Genomic DNA, 12622 nt, shown 5'->3' on the forward strand with positions numbered 1-12622 from the left:
GCCCAGTTTATGAGGTGGCCGGCTCGAACCAGGTCCCTATTTCGGCGCCGGCCAGGGCCTGCGCTACGAGGTCGGCGCTGGTGACCAGCACACCGATGCCAGATGCCGCGGCAAGACGGGCGGCGGAGACCTTGGTCGCCGCTCCCCCGGTGCCCACGCTGTTGACGACGGTCGCCCCGAACTCCAGGCCGGTGAGATCGGCGTTCGGCGCGACCACGTCGATCGGCTCGGCGCCGGGATCGGTCGGAGGCTTCGTGTACAGCGACTCGATGTCGCTGAGCAGGATGAGGGCGTCCGCCTCGATCAGCTGAGCGACCAGCGCACCGAGTCGGTCGTTGTCACCGAAGCGGATCTCCTGTGTCGCGACCGTGTCGTTCTCGTTGACGATCGGAAGCGTGCGCAGGCCGAGCAGGCGCTCCATCGCGCGACGGGCGTTGGAACGCGACGTCGGGTTCTCGAGGTCACCGGTCGTCAAGAGCACCTGGCCCGCGACGATGTCGAACGGACGAAGTGACTCCTGATAGCGGTACATCAGGATGTTCTGGCCGACGGCGGCCGCGGCCTGCTGGGTCGCGAGGTCGGTCGGACGAGCATCCAGCCGCAGGAAGGGGATGCCGGACGCGATGGCACCCGACGACACCAGCACGACCTCGATCCCCCGCGCGTGCGCCGCAGCCAGGGCTTCGACGATGACGGGGATCCGCCATGAGGAGTCCCCGCTGATCGAGGACGACCCGACCTTGACGACGATGCGGGACGCGGTGGCGAGGTCCGCGCGGGTGCGTGCTGTCACTCGCCGTCCTCGCGGTACGCGGCGAGACGCTGCGTCTCCACCTCGGCGCGGGCTTCGGCCTTCGCGTCCATGCGCTCGTAGTACTGCTCACGGCGCTCGGAGGTGGTCCGGCGTGCGTTCGGAGCCAGACGCGGGTCGGTTCCGCGCGGCGCGGCCATCGCCTCGGCGGCGGACGTCATGGTGGGCTCCCAGTCGAACACGATGCTGTCGCCCTCGCCGATCACGACGGTCGACCCCTGCACGGCGCCGAGTCGGAACAGCTCGTCCTCCACGCCGAGCTTCTCGAGTCGATCCGCGAGGTAGCCCACGGCCTCCTCGTTCTGGAAGTCGGTCTGCTGCACCCAGCGGACCGGCTTCTCGCCAAGGATGCGATACACGTTGCCGTAGGTGCCGCCCTCGACCCGGATGGTGAAGTCCTTCTTGGAACCACGCGGGCGGATCACGACGCGCTCCGGCGGTGTCTCGAGCGCCGCTTCGGCGCGGGCCTTCTCCACCAGCTCACCCAGTGCGAAGGTGAGCGGGCGCAGCCCCTCGTGCGAGACGGTGGAGATCTCGAACACGCGGAACCCACGAGCCTCGAGATCGGGGCGGACGAGGTCGGCGAGGTCGCGCGCCTCCGGCACATCGATCTTGTTCAGCGCGATGAGCTGCGGGCGCTCGAGCAGCGGAGTCTGTCCCTCGGGGACCTCGTACGCGCCGAGCTCGGCGAGGATGACGTCGAGATCGGAGATCGGATCGCGCCCCGGCTCGAGAGTCGCGCAGTCGAGCACGTGCAGCAGTGCGGAGCAGCGCTCGACGTGGCGGAGGAACTCGAGACCGAGCCCGCGGCCCTCGCTGGCGCCCTCGATGAGACCGGGCACGTCCGCGACGGTGTAGCGGAAGTCGCCCTGCTGAACGACGCCGAGGTTCGGGTGCAGGGTCGTGAAGGGGTAGTCGGCGATCTTGGGCCGCGCGGCCGAGATCGCGCCGATCAGGCTCGACTTGCCGGCGGACGGGTAGCCGACGAGAGCGATATCGGCGACCGTCTTCAGTTCGAGGACCACGTCGCCCTCGTATCCGGGCGTGCCGAGCAGGGCGAAGCCCGGTGCTTTGCGCTTGGGGGTGGCGAGAGCGGCGTTGCCCAGCCCGCCCATCCCGCCCTTCGCGACGACGAACCGCTCACCAGGGATGATCATGTCGATGAGGACTTCACCCGCGGTGTTCTTCACCACGGTGCCGACCGGCACGGGGAGCTCGAGCGTCTCACCCAGGAAGCCGGAACGGTGATCGCCCATGCCGGGACCGCCGTTGCCGGAGGACCGGTGCGGCGAGTGATGGTACGACAGCAGCGTTCCGGTCTGCGGGTCCGCCACGAGGACGACGTCTCCGCCGTCGCCGCCGTTGCCCCCATCGGGACCACCCAGCGGCTTGAACTTCTCGCGGTGCACGGAAACGCAGCCGTTGCCGCCCTTACCCGCACGAAGGTGCAGTGTGACGGTGTCGACGAACGTGACCATGTGCGGATTCCCCTGTATGTGAGTGGTGTTTCGGTGTGCAGATACACGGACGGGGCGAGCCGAAGCCCGCCCCGAACCGGATAACTAGTGTCGCGCTGTGATCACTCAGCTGCGGCGACGATGTTGACGACCCTGCGGCCGCCCTTCGCGCCGAACTGGACCGCACCGGCGGCCAGAGCGAACAGCGTGTCGTCGCCGCCACGGCCGACGTTGACGCCGGGGTGGAAGTGCGTGCCGCGCTGGCGGACGATGATCTCGCCGGCGAGGACCTGCTGACCGCCGAAGCGCTTCACGCCGAGGCGCTGAGCGTTGGAGTCACGACCGTTACGGGTTGAGCTTGCGCCCTTTTTATGTGCCATGTCCTGGTCCCCTCTGGCTTACTTGATGCCGGTGATCTTGACGCGCGTGAGCTCCTGACGGTGGCCCTGGCGCTTCTTGTAGCCGGTCTTGTTCTTGTACTTCTGGATGATGATCTTCGGGCCGCGGAGGTTACCGATGACCTCAGCCGTGACCTTGACCTTGGCCAGCGAGTCAGCGTCGGTGGTCACCGTGGCGCCGTCGACGAGCAGCACAGCGGCCAGCTCGATCTTCTCGCCCTGGGCAGCCTTGACACGGTCGAGCTGAACGATCGTGCCGACCTCGACCTTCTCCTGCCGCCCACCGGCGCGCACTACTGCGTAAACCACTTCATACCTGTTTCGTTGGGGAGCTCGCGGCTCCGAGATCTCACGGGAAGACTGTTGCTTGCATGCACCGTGGAACGGCGGGCGCGAACGCAAGGCTCTCCGCTTCGACCGACGAGGACGACGCGGCATACGCACCAAGGGACTACTTTACCGGATGCGGGTCGGTGTCGCAAAGCGAGGTGGGTCCGTGCATCGCGGCTCGCTCCATCAGCCCCTGCCCCACCGGCGCGGACCTAGGCTGAAAGGGTGACCGTACTCGTCGACGACCCGCTCTGGCCCGCCCACGGACGCCTGTGGGCGCACCTCGTGAGCGACGAGAGCCTCGACGAGCTGCACGCGTTCGCGCGCGAGAACGACGTCGCCGCACGCGCTTTCGATCTCGACCACTACGACGTGCCGGAGGAGATCATCCCCCGGCTCGTCGCCGCCGGCGCCCAGCACGTCGCGGGCAAGGAGCTGGTGCGCCGGCTGATCGCCTCAGGACTCCGAGTCCGCAGCCGCGACCGGCGCTGACGGCTCGTTGTTCACCGAGACGGGCGTGCCGGTGAGCGCCGCTGTGCTCACCCGACGACGTCCTCGTCCCTGACCCGGCGCCTTCGGCTCCGGGAGAGCGTCGAGGACGGAGTCGAGCAGCGCCTCGGCGGGAGACTTCGGGCCCTTGCGGTCGCCGCCTCGCTTCTTGCGAGCCTTCTTCGGACGATCGGCACCTGCGGACGCTTCCGACGTGACGTCGGCCGCCTCGGCTTCCGGCGCCCCATCCGCCGCCGGAGCGATGGTGGAGGCGGCGATCTGCGCGAGGGCCGACTTCGCCCCCTCCGTGATGCTGTGGGTGACCGCGGAGGCAGCCGGAGCGCTCTGGTTCTGACCGTTCCCGTTGCCACCGCCGCCGCGCTGACGACGCCCGCTCTGCCCGTTGCCGCCGTTGCCGCCGCCGTTGTTGTTGCCGTTGGAGCGGTGCTTCACGACCGGGTCGTGGTGCACGATGACGCCGCGGCCGGCGCAGACCTCGCAGGCCTCGCTGAAGGTCTCGAGCAGGCCGAGCCCCAGCTTCTTGCGCGTCATCTGCACGAGCCCGAGCGAGGTGACCTCGGCGACCTGGTGCTTGGTCCGGTCGCGGCTCAGGCATTCGATCAGGCGCCGCAGCACGAGATCGCGGTTGGACTCCAGGACCATGTCGATGAAGTCGACGACGATGATGCCGCCGATGTCGCGCAGGCGCAGCTGGCGGACGATCTCCTCCGCTGCCTCGAGGTTGTTCTTGGTGACCGTCTCCTCGAGGTTTCCGCCCGAGCCGACGAACTTGCCGGTGTTGACGTCGACGACCGTCATGGCCTCGGTGCGGTCGATCACGAGCGAGCCACCAGAGGGCAGCCACACCTTGCGATCGAGAGCCTTCTCGATCTGCTCCGTGATGCGGAACGCATCGAACGGATCGGTCTCGTCCTCATACGCCTCGACGCGCTCGAGCAGGTCGGGAGCCACGCTCTCCAGGTAGGCGCGGATGGTCTGCTGCGCATCCTCGCCCTGGATGAGCATCTTGGTGAAGTCCTCGTTGAAGACGTCGCGGACGATCTTCACGAGAAGGTCGGGCTCCGCGTGCAGGAGCGCGGGCGCCTGCTGGTTCTCGACCTGCTTCTGGATGTGCTCCCACTGCGAGGTGAGACGCTGCACGTCACGCGTGAGCTGGTCCTCGGTGGCACCCTCGGCCGCCGTGCGGACGATCACCCCGGAGGACTCCGGCAGCACCTCCTTGAGGATGCGCTTGAGGCGTGCCCGCTCGTTGTCGGGAAGCTTGCGGCTGATGCCGTTCATGGAACCGCCCGGCACGTAGACCAGGTAGCGGCCGGGCAGGGAGATCTGGCTGGTGAGACGAGCACCCTTGTGGCCGACCGGGTCCTTGGTGACCTGGACGAGCACGCGATCGCCGGGCTTGAGCGCCAGTTCAATGCGGCGCGGCTGGTTGCCCGTCTCGACGCCGTCCCAGTCGACCTCGCCGGAGTACAGCACGGCGTTGCGTCCACGACCGATGTCGACGAACGCGGCCTCCATGCTGGGAAGCACGTTCTGCACGCGTCCGAGGTAGACGTTGCCGATCAACGACGCGTCCTGGTTCCGGGCGACGTAGTGCTCGACCAGCACGCCGTCTTCGAGGACACCGATCTGCGTGCGGCCGTTCTTGGAGCGCACGACCATCTTGCGGTCGACGGACTCGCGACGTGCGAGGAACTCGGCCTCGGTCACGACGGGGCGACGACGACCAGCGTCACGCCCGTCCCGGCGACGCTGCTTCTTCGCCTCGAGGCGGGTGGATCCCTTGATGGCCTTCGGCTCGGTGATGTACTCGACGACGCGCTGACGCTGACGCGGCTCTTCGCGCTGGTCGTCACCCTCGGAACCGCCACGGCGGCGACGGCCGCGGCCACGACCCGCAGGCTCGTCCTGCGACTGCTCGCGCTCGGCGATCCGGTCGAAGATGCGCTCGCGCCCCGGCTGCGCGGGGAGCGGGACGATCTCAGGCGCGTAGAAGTGCAGCTGTGTGGAGACCTGCGAGACGAACACCTCGGGAAGCAGACCGAGCGACACAGCAGTCACCGGACCCGGAGCTTCGGGAGCGGCCGGAGCTTCCTCCTCGGTGACGGTCGCCTCGACGGCGGTCGTCGACTGCGCGACCGACTCCTCTGCGGTGGCTTCCTCGACGACTCCGGCTTCCGAGAGCTTCTCCGCGACGGCGGACTCCCTCTCCGGCACCTCGAGCGCCTCAGCAGCAGCCTGGGCCTCGGCAGCCGCTTCCGCGTCAGCGGCAGCTTCGGCTTCCGCCTCAGCCACGGCATCAGCGACGGAATCGGCCGCAGCAGCGGCATCGTCGGCAGCAGCCGCGGCATCGTCCGCTGCGGCGTAGCCGGCGGCGACAGCATCGGCAGCGGCGTCCTCGGCCCGTTCAGCGGCGTCGGAGTTCTCGTCACCCTCGATCGACGGCTCTGCAGGGCCGTCGACATCCGGAGCGGTGGGCTCCGTCAGCTCTCCCGCGGCGTCAGCCGGGAAGTCGAGGGTGGGGGCGTTGTTGTCATTGTTCTCATCGGCCATCTCTGGCTTACTCCCTGCACGGGACACTCGGTGCCCCGTGAAATCTCATGCGGTACCCGCGGGTTCCGCGAACTCACTCGGTCTGCGACCGGCTCATGGCTCTGATCGCGTGGGGCATTGGACCCCGAAGTCTTCTCGACGCGTGTCGCGGCAAACGCCGTTCATCGCATCACAGGCCATTATCGCACCAAGTGGGTCGGTTCGCGGCATCCCGTCGTCCGCAGCGAGTTTTGTCCGGCCTGTTCTCGCCCCATCCATAGCAGTCGCTGGGATAATCCCCAGTATGAGCGAGCAGCGCACCCGCCCCGTCGTCTACGCCGTCTGGCTGATCATCGCGAGTGTGGTGGGCTGGTTCGCCGCATTCCAGCTGACGGTCGAGAAGTTCGTCCTCGCGGCCAATCCCGACGCCGTGCTGAGCTGCAACGTCAGCGTGATGATCCAGTGCGGGAAGAACCTCGAGTCGTGGCAGGGAGAGGTCTTCGGCTTCCCCAACCCGATCCTCGGTATCGCGGGGTGGATGGCACCCCTCTTCGTCGGCGTCGCGCTGCTCGCCGGCTCACGGTTCCCCCGGTGGTTCTGGCTGACCTTCGGCGCCGGCGTGACCTTCGCCTTCGGCCTCGTCTGCTGGCTGATCTGGCAGAGCATCTACGCCCCCAACCTCGGCGTGCTCTGCCCGTGGTGCATGCTCACCTGGTCCGTCACCATCCCGACGTTCTTCGCGACCATGCTGCACCTGACACGCAATGGCAGCTTCACCGGCAACGAGAAGGTGCAGGAGCGCGCGAATCGGTTGATGGCCTGGGTTCCGCTCGCCACGATCCTCGCGTACGCCGTCGTGATCCTCCTCGCTCAGCTGCGCGGCCTCGACCTCCTCGGCGAGGTCATCGGCATGATCTTCTGAGGCCGCAGCACGGAAAGAGCCCGTCCACCGAGATTCGGTGAACGGGCTCTTTCCATGTGGGCGGGTTCTCAGTCGAACCAGATTCCCAGCTCGCGCGCGGCGGACTCGGGGCTGTCGGAGCCGTGCACCAGGTTCTGCTGCACCTTGAGGCCCCAGTCGCGACCGAAGTCGCCACGGATCGTGCCCGGTGCGGCGGTCGTCGGGTCAGTCGTGCCTGCGAGAGAGCGGAAGCCCTCGATCACGCGGTTGCCCGCGAGCCGGATCGCGACAGACGGGCCGGAGAGCATGAACTCGAGCAGCGGCTCGTAGAACGGCTTGCCCTCGTGCTCGGCATAGTGCTCGGCGAGCAGGTCACGGTCGGGCTCCACGAGGCGGATGTCGACGAGGGCGTAGCCCTTCGCCTCGATGCGGGCGAGGATCGCGCCGGTGAGGCCGCGAGCGACGCCATCGGGCTTGACGAGGACGAGGGTTTCTTCGGTGGCCATGTCATTCACTCTCTGTGTCTGAGATCTGCGTGGTCTGAGTCTCGGTCATGGGCTCGGCGGGGCGTCGTGCGTCCAGTCGGGCCCCTCCGATGGTCGCATACGCCCACATCCCGCCGAAAATCAGGACGACGAGCAGGATGGAGGGGACGAAGAACGCCGACAGCGCGACGAGAGCCTGGACGACCCACCCGGCGGTGAGTGCCCAGGGCTTCGTGATCATCCCCGCGATCACGATGCACGCGAGGGCGAGCACCGCCCCTGCGACGATCGCCCACCACTGCTCGACGCCATCGGGGAGCTGACGCAGCCCGAAGATCGTGAGTCCGACGAGGAAGACCACGATCGCCTCGAACCCCAGCACGACGGGTGCGAGCTTCTGCACGAGGGTGCGCGGCGGGCGCGGACGACGCACTGGTGCGGCATCGTCGCTCATGCGCGCCATCCCGCCTTCCAGTCCTCGTCCTGCGACAGCGCGATCGCCTCTCCGGCGAGCACCACCGAGCCCGCGATGATCACCGCGCGGCGGTCGGAGGAGGCGGCCCACTCGCGCGCGGCGTCGGCGGCGTCGGCGAGAGAGTGGTGCACGGTCGCCCGCTGGCCGCTCTGCTCCACGAGATCGGCGATCGCATCAGCATCGCTCGCTCGATCCGAATCCGGAGCGGTGGCGAAGACGTGTGCCGCCCTCGGGGCCAGCTCGGCGACGATGCCCGCGGCATCCTTGTCGGCGAGCACACCGAGCACCAGACCCCACTCGTCGAAGTCGAAGCTGTCGTCCAGTGCCTGCGCGAGCGCCTTGGCGCCGTGCGGGTTGTGCGCCGCGTCGACGATCACGGTCGGCGCGATGCCGAGCAGCTGCAGTCGGCCGGGAGAAGTGCTCTCCTGCAGGCCCGCGGTGACGATGTCGGCCGCGATGCGCTGCGTGGCGCCCCCGATCAGCGACTCCACCGCGGCGACAGCGAGGGCGGCGTTGTGCCCCTGATGCGCCCCGTACAGCGGGAGGTACTCCTCGGTGTAGTCCCCCGCCAGGCCACGGATCGTGAGCAGTTGCCCACCGACCGCGAGTTTCTGCTCGGTGAGACCGAACTTCTCGCCCTCGAAGGCGATGGTGGCGTTGCGCTCCGCAGCCACCCGGCGCAGCACCTCGGCGGCCTCAGCGGGCTGCTGAGCGGACACCACGGCGGCGCCCTCCTTGATGATGCCCGCCTTGACCTCGGCGATCTCGGCGATCGTACTGCCGAGGCGGTCGGCGTGGTCGATGTCGATCGGCGCGAACACCGCGACGTCGCCGTCGGCGGTGTTCGTGGAATCCCATTCGCCGCCCATGCCCACCTCGAGCACGAGCACATCGATCGGCGCGTCGGCGACCGCGACGAATGCCAGCACGGTCAGCAGTTCGAAGAAGGTCAGCGGAGCGTCACCGGCTGCCTCGAGCTCGGCGTCGACGATGTCCACGAACGGCTCGATCTCATCCCACGCGTCCGCGACGGCCTCGTCGGCGATGGGCTCGCCGTCGATCATGATGCGCTCGGTGAAGCGCTCCAGGTGCGGACTGGTGAACAGTCCGGTGCGCAGATCGTGCGCACGCAGAAGGCTCTCGATCATCCGGGCCGTCGACGTCTTTCCGTTGGTGCCCGTGATGTGCACGACGCGGTACGTGCGCTGCGGGTCGTCGAGGAAGGCAAGGATCCGGGCGGTGCGCTCCTTGCGCGGCTGCACCCAGCGCTCTCCCGCTCGGCTCAGCAGTGCCTCGTAGACGGCATCCGCCCTGTCAGCAGCACTCATGCTCCCGCTTCCATCCTGGTCACGTCGATCGTGAAGTCGCCGATGTTCGCATACGTCCCGGCGGAGATCACAGCGGAGAACTCCGGCGTCGCGCTTCCCGCACCGGCGAGGACCGCACCGTGACCGAAGATCGAGTCGCCCTGCGCATCGATCACGAAGTACTCCTCGGCGAGGGTCTCCGCAGCGATGCCTGCCAGCTCGAACGCCGAGACCACGGCCGCGGTGTCCGCATCGTCCTGGAATCGGAGCACCAGCCGGATGCGGTCGCTCACGTCGAAGTCGGCGTTCTTGCGCGTCTCCTGCACGGCGCGGATCACATCTCGAGCGAGCCCCTCCGCCTCGAGCTCGGGGGTCGTCCTGGTGTCCAGCAGCACGAAGCCGCCGCTCGGCACGATGGCCAGAGCCTCCCCCTCCGGGCGGCCGGTCGTCTCGAGCACGAGCTCGTACTCCGACGGCTCCAGCGCGATGCCGCCGGCTGTGATGACGCCGGCTTCCTCGGTCCAGTCGCCCGCGCGTGCGGCCTGGATCGCCTTCTGCACGTCCTTACCCAGACGCGGACCGGCCGCGCGGGCGTTGACGCTGAGGCGGTGCGCGATGCCGTACTCCGCTGCGGTGTCATCGGCGAGCGCGACGAGTTCGACCGACTTCACGTTGAGCTCCTCGCGGAGGATGTCCTCGAACTGCCCGAGCGACGCCGCGAGAGGCGAGACCACGGTGAAGCGGGCGAGCGGGAGACGCACACGCAGCTTCTCCTTCTTGCGCAGTGCGTTGCCCACGCTCGACAGCTCGCGCACGGCGTCCATGGCGTCGCGGATCTCGTCCGCTGCGGGGAACTGCGCCTCGTCCGGCCAGTCGGTCAGGTGCACGCTGCGTCCACCGGTCAGACCCTGCCACACGCGCTCGCTGATGAGGGGCACGAGAGGCGCTGCGACGCGGGTGAGCGTCTCGAGCACGGTGTAGAGGGTGTCGAACGCCTCACGGCTCTTCGGGTCTTCCGTCACGCCCGTCCAGAAGCGATCGCGCGAACGTCGGATATACCAGTTCGTCAGCACCTCGGCGAAGTCGCGCAACCGCGCGGACGCCGTCGTGGAGTCGAGACCCTCCAGGTCGGCACGCACCTCGCGGACGAGGTCACCGAGACGAGCGAGGATGTAGCGATCGAGCACATCGGTGGAATCGGTGCTCCACTGCGCCTCGTAGCCGTCAGCTCCCGATGCATTCGCGTAGGTCGCGAAGAAGTACCACGAGTTCCACAGCGGCAGCAGGAACTCGCGGACCCCGGAGCGGATGCCCTCCTCCGTGACGATGAGGTTCCCTCCGCGCAGCACGGAGCTCGAGATCAGGAACCAGCGCATCGCATCGGAGCCGTCGCGGTCGAGCACTTCCGATACATCCGGGTAGTTGCGCAGCGACTTCGACATCTTGTAGCCGTCGCTGCCCAGGACGATGCCATGGCAGCTGGCCCCCGTGAACGCGGGACGATCGAACAGCGCGGTCGAGAGCACGTGCATGACGTAGAACCAGCCGCGGGTCTGGTTGATGTACTCGACGATGAAGTCAGCCGGCGCGTGAGTATCGAACCATTCCTGGTTCTCGAACGGGTAGTGCACCTGGGCGAATGGCATCGAACCCGAGTCGAACCACACGTCGAAGACGTCTTCGATGCGGCGCATCGAGCTCTTACCGGTGGGGTCGTCGGGATTCGGCCGGGTGAGATCATCGATGTATGGCCGGTGCAGGTCGACCTCACCCTGTGCGTTGCGCGGCAGGGCGCCGAAATCGCGCTCCAGCTCCTCCAGCGAGCCGTAGGTGTCGACGCGCGGGTACTCGGGGTCGTCGCTCTTCCAGACCGGGATCGGCGATCCCCAGTAGCGGTTGCGGCTGATCGACCAGTCGCGTGCGCCCTCGAGCCACTTGCCGAACTGTCCGTGCTTGACGTTCTCCGGCACCCAGGTGATCTGCTCGTTGTTGGCGAGCATGTCGTCCTTGATGTCCGTGACGCGGATGAACCAGCTCGACACCGCCTTGTAGATCAGCGGGTTCCGGCAGCGCCAGCAGTGCGGGTACGAGTGCTCGTAGCTCTGCAGGCGGATCAGACGGCCGTTCTCGCGGATCAGCCGTACGAGGGGCGTGTTCGCGTCCATCCACAGCTGGCCGGCGACGTCGGTGACGTTCGGGAAGAAGCGCCCGCCATCGTCGAGCGACAGAATCGTCGGGATCCCCGCAGCACCGGCGACCCGCTGGTCGTCCTCGCCGTAGGCCGGAGCCTGGTGGACGATGCCGGTTCCATCGCTGACGGTGACGTAGTCGTCCACCAGGATGCGCCAGGCGTTCTCGGTCCCGTAGGTCTCGGCGTCGGCGTAGTAGTCGAACAGCCGGTCGTAGGTCACGTCCTGCAGGTCGGCACCGCGCACCGTCGCATCGACGGCGGCCAGCGCGTCATCGGCACTCTCGTAACCGAGGTCCTTGGCATAGCCTCCGATGAGCTGCTTCGCGAGCAGGTATCGGTGGGCCGACGCCTCGACAGCGGCATCCGTCGTCCCCGCGGCCTGATGCACGTCCGCCGCGCCGTGAGGTCCGGCTGGCAGCACCACGTACTCGATGTCGGGACCGACGGCGAGCGCGAGGTTGGTCGGGAGAGTCCAGGGCGTGGTGGTCCATGCGAGGGCACGGACGCCGGTGAGCCCGAGCGATTCTGCCTTGGCTCCGGTCAGCGGGAAGGTCACCGTGACCGAAGGGTCCTGGCGCATCTGGTAGACGTCGTCGTCCATGCGCAGCTCGTGTGCGCTGAGCGGGGTCTCATCGCGCCAGCAGTACGGGAGCACCCGGTATCCCTCATAGGCGAGGCCCTTGTCGTACAGCGTCTTGAACGCCCAGAGCACGCTCTCCATGTAGCCCAGGTCGAGCGTCTTGTAGCCACGGTCGAAGTCCACCCACCGCGCCTGACGGGTGACGTAGTCCTGCCACTCGTGCGTGTAAGCCAGGACCGAGCTCCTCGCCTTCGCGTTGAAGACATCGATGCCCATCTCCTCGATCTCGGCCTTCTCGGTGATGCCGAGCTGCTTCATCGCCTCGAGCTCGGCGGGAAGCCCGTGCGTGTCCCACCCGAAGACACGATCGACCTTGTGGCCGGTCATCGTCTGGAAGCGCGGGAACACGTCCTTCGCGTACCCCGTGAGCAGGTGGCCGTAGTGCGGAAGGCCGTTCGCGAAGGGCGGGCCGTCGTAGAACACCCACTCCGGCGACCCCTCGCGCTGCGCGATCGACGCGCGGAAGGTGTCGTCCGCTTCCCAGAACGTGAGCACCTCCTCCTCGATCTGCGGGAAGCGAGGGCTGGGCGCGACGGAGTCGGCGGCGGGGCCGAAGGCGGAACGGGGGTATGTCATCGTGGCTCG

Annotated in this window: 11 protein-coding genes; 2 read left to right on the plus strand and 9 right to left on the minus strand. The window is 67.9% G+C overall.

The annotated features are described in order from the left end of the window. Positions 1 to 7 precede the first annotated feature (7 nt). From proB to rplU, 4 genes are all read right to left on the minus strand, one after another. Positions 8 to 793 carry a glutamate 5-kinase gene (gene proB / locus AAY78_RS15790; protein ID WP_046749239.1) on the minus strand — a complete coding sequence of 262 codons (786 nt, stop codon included), beginning with the start codon at positions 791 to 793 and terminating at the stop codon, positions 8 to 10. Further along, on the minus strand, positions 790 to 2289 hold the full coding sequence (gene obgE / locus AAY78_RS15795) for a GTPase ObgE (RefSeq protein ID WP_046749240.1): 1500 nt from the start codon (positions 2287 to 2289) through the stop codon (positions 790 to 792). The genes proB and obgE overlap by 4 nt, the downstream gene beginning before the upstream one ends. Before the next feature lie 101 nt (positions 2290 to 2390). Further along, entirely contained in the window at positions 2391 to 2648 is a 258-nt protein-coding gene (gene rpmA / locus AAY78_RS15800; RefSeq protein WP_046749241.1) for a 50S ribosomal protein L27, read from the minus strand. Between the two features lie 18 nt (positions 2649 to 2666). Next, positions 2667 to 2975, minus strand: a complete 309-nt coding sequence (rplU, locus tag AAY78_RS15805; RefSeq protein WP_028501602.1) for a 50S ribosomal protein L21 — start codon at positions 2973 to 2975, stop codon at positions 2667 to 2669. Positions 2976 to 3221: 246 nt separating this feature from the next. Here rplU and AAY78_RS15810 point away from each other — a divergent pair, with 246 nt between their 5' ends. After that, a complete protein-coding gene (locus tag AAY78_RS15810; protein ID WP_046749242.1) occupies positions 3222 to 3488 on the plus strand; it encodes a DUF4031 domain-containing protein in 267 nt (88 codons plus the stop codon). On the opposite strand, the gene AAY78_RS15815 is transcribed toward AAY78_RS15810, so the two are convergent. Beyond that, entirely contained in the window at positions 3453 to 6059 is a 2607-nt protein-coding gene (locus AAY78_RS15815; protein ID WP_046749243.1) for an Rne/Rng family ribonuclease, read from the minus strand. The two genes, AAY78_RS15810 and AAY78_RS15815, sit on opposite strands and share 36 nt — an antisense overlap. Before the next feature lie 283 nt (positions 6060 to 6342). Here AAY78_RS15815 and AAY78_RS15820 point away from each other — a divergent pair, with 283 nt between their 5' ends. Further along, complete coding sequence (locus AAY78_RS15820; RefSeq protein WP_046749244.1) at positions 6343 to 6960, plus strand: vitamin K epoxide reductase family protein; 618 nt, start codon at positions 6343 to 6345, stop codon at positions 6958 to 6960. 68 nt (positions 6961 to 7028) lie between these two features. Here the strand turns inward: AAY78_RS15820 and ndk are convergent, their stop codons facing one another. From ndk to ileS, 4 genes are read right to left on the minus strand one after another with little or no spacing between them, the layout of a single operon-like run. Next, a complete protein-coding gene (gene ndk, locus AAY78_RS15825; protein WP_017830321.1) occupies positions 7029 to 7445 on the minus strand; it encodes a nucleoside-diphosphate kinase in 417 nt (138 codons plus the stop codon). A 1-nt stretch (position 7446) separates the two neighbouring features. Beyond that, entirely contained in the window at positions 7447 to 7878 is a 432-nt protein-coding gene (locus tag AAY78_RS15830; protein WP_231589730.1) for a DUF4233 domain-containing protein, read from the minus strand. Further along, positions 7875 to 9227: a bifunctional folylpolyglutamate synthase/dihydrofolate synthase gene (locus tag AAY78_RS15835; RefSeq protein ID WP_046749246.1), complete on the minus strand. Its 1353-nt coding sequence runs from the start codon at positions 9225 to 9227 to the stop codon at positions 7875 to 7877. The genes AAY78_RS15830 and AAY78_RS15835 overlap by 4 nt, the downstream gene beginning before the upstream one ends. Beyond that, a complete protein-coding gene (gene ileS / locus AAY78_RS15840; RefSeq protein ID WP_046749247.1) occupies positions 9224 to 12613 on the minus strand; it encodes an isoleucine--tRNA ligase in 3390 nt (1129 codons plus the stop codon). The genes AAY78_RS15835 and ileS overlap by 4 nt, the downstream gene beginning before the upstream one ends. Between the last annotated feature and the right edge of the window lie 9 nt (positions 12614 to 12622).

The sequence above is a fragment of the Microbacterium sp. Ag1 genome, assembly GCF_001005635.1.
Classification (GTDB): domain Bacteria; phylum Actinomycetota; class Actinomycetes; order Actinomycetales; family Microbacteriaceae; genus Microbacterium; species Microbacterium oxydans.

Excerpts from the sequence above, each read along its gene's own strand:
- AAY78_RS15830 (WP_231589730.1), bottom strand. The coding sequence starts at position 7,878 with ATGAGCGACGATGCCGCACCAGTGCGTCGTCCGCGCCCGCCGCGCACC.
- AAY78_RS15815 (WP_046749243.1), bottom strand. The coding sequence starts at position 6,059 with ATGGCCGATGAGAACAATGACAACAACGCCCCCACCCTCGACTTCCCG.
- ileS (WP_046749247.1), bottom strand. The coding sequence starts at position 12,613 with ATGACATACCCCCGTTCCGCCTTCGGCCCCGCCGCCGACTCCGTCGCG.
- obgE (WP_046749240.1), bottom strand. The coding sequence starts at position 2,289 with ATGGTCACGTTCGTCGACACCGTCACACTGCACCTTCGTGCGGGTAAG.
- ndk (WP_017830321.1), bottom strand. The coding sequence starts at position 7,445 with ATGGCCACCGAAGAAACCCTCGTCCTCGTCAAGCCCGATGGCGTCGCT.
- rpmA (WP_046749241.1), bottom strand. The coding sequence starts at position 2,648 with ATGGCACATAAAAAGGGCGCAAGCTCAACCCGTAACGGTCGTGACTCC.
- AAY78_RS15820 (WP_046749244.1), top strand. The coding sequence starts at position 6,343 with ATGAGCGAGCAGCGCACCCGCCCCGTCGTCTACGCCGTCTGGCTGATC.
- AAY78_RS15835 (WP_046749246.1), bottom strand. The coding sequence starts at position 9,227 with ATGAGTGCTGCTGACAGGGCGGATGCCGTCTACGAGGCACTGCTGAGC.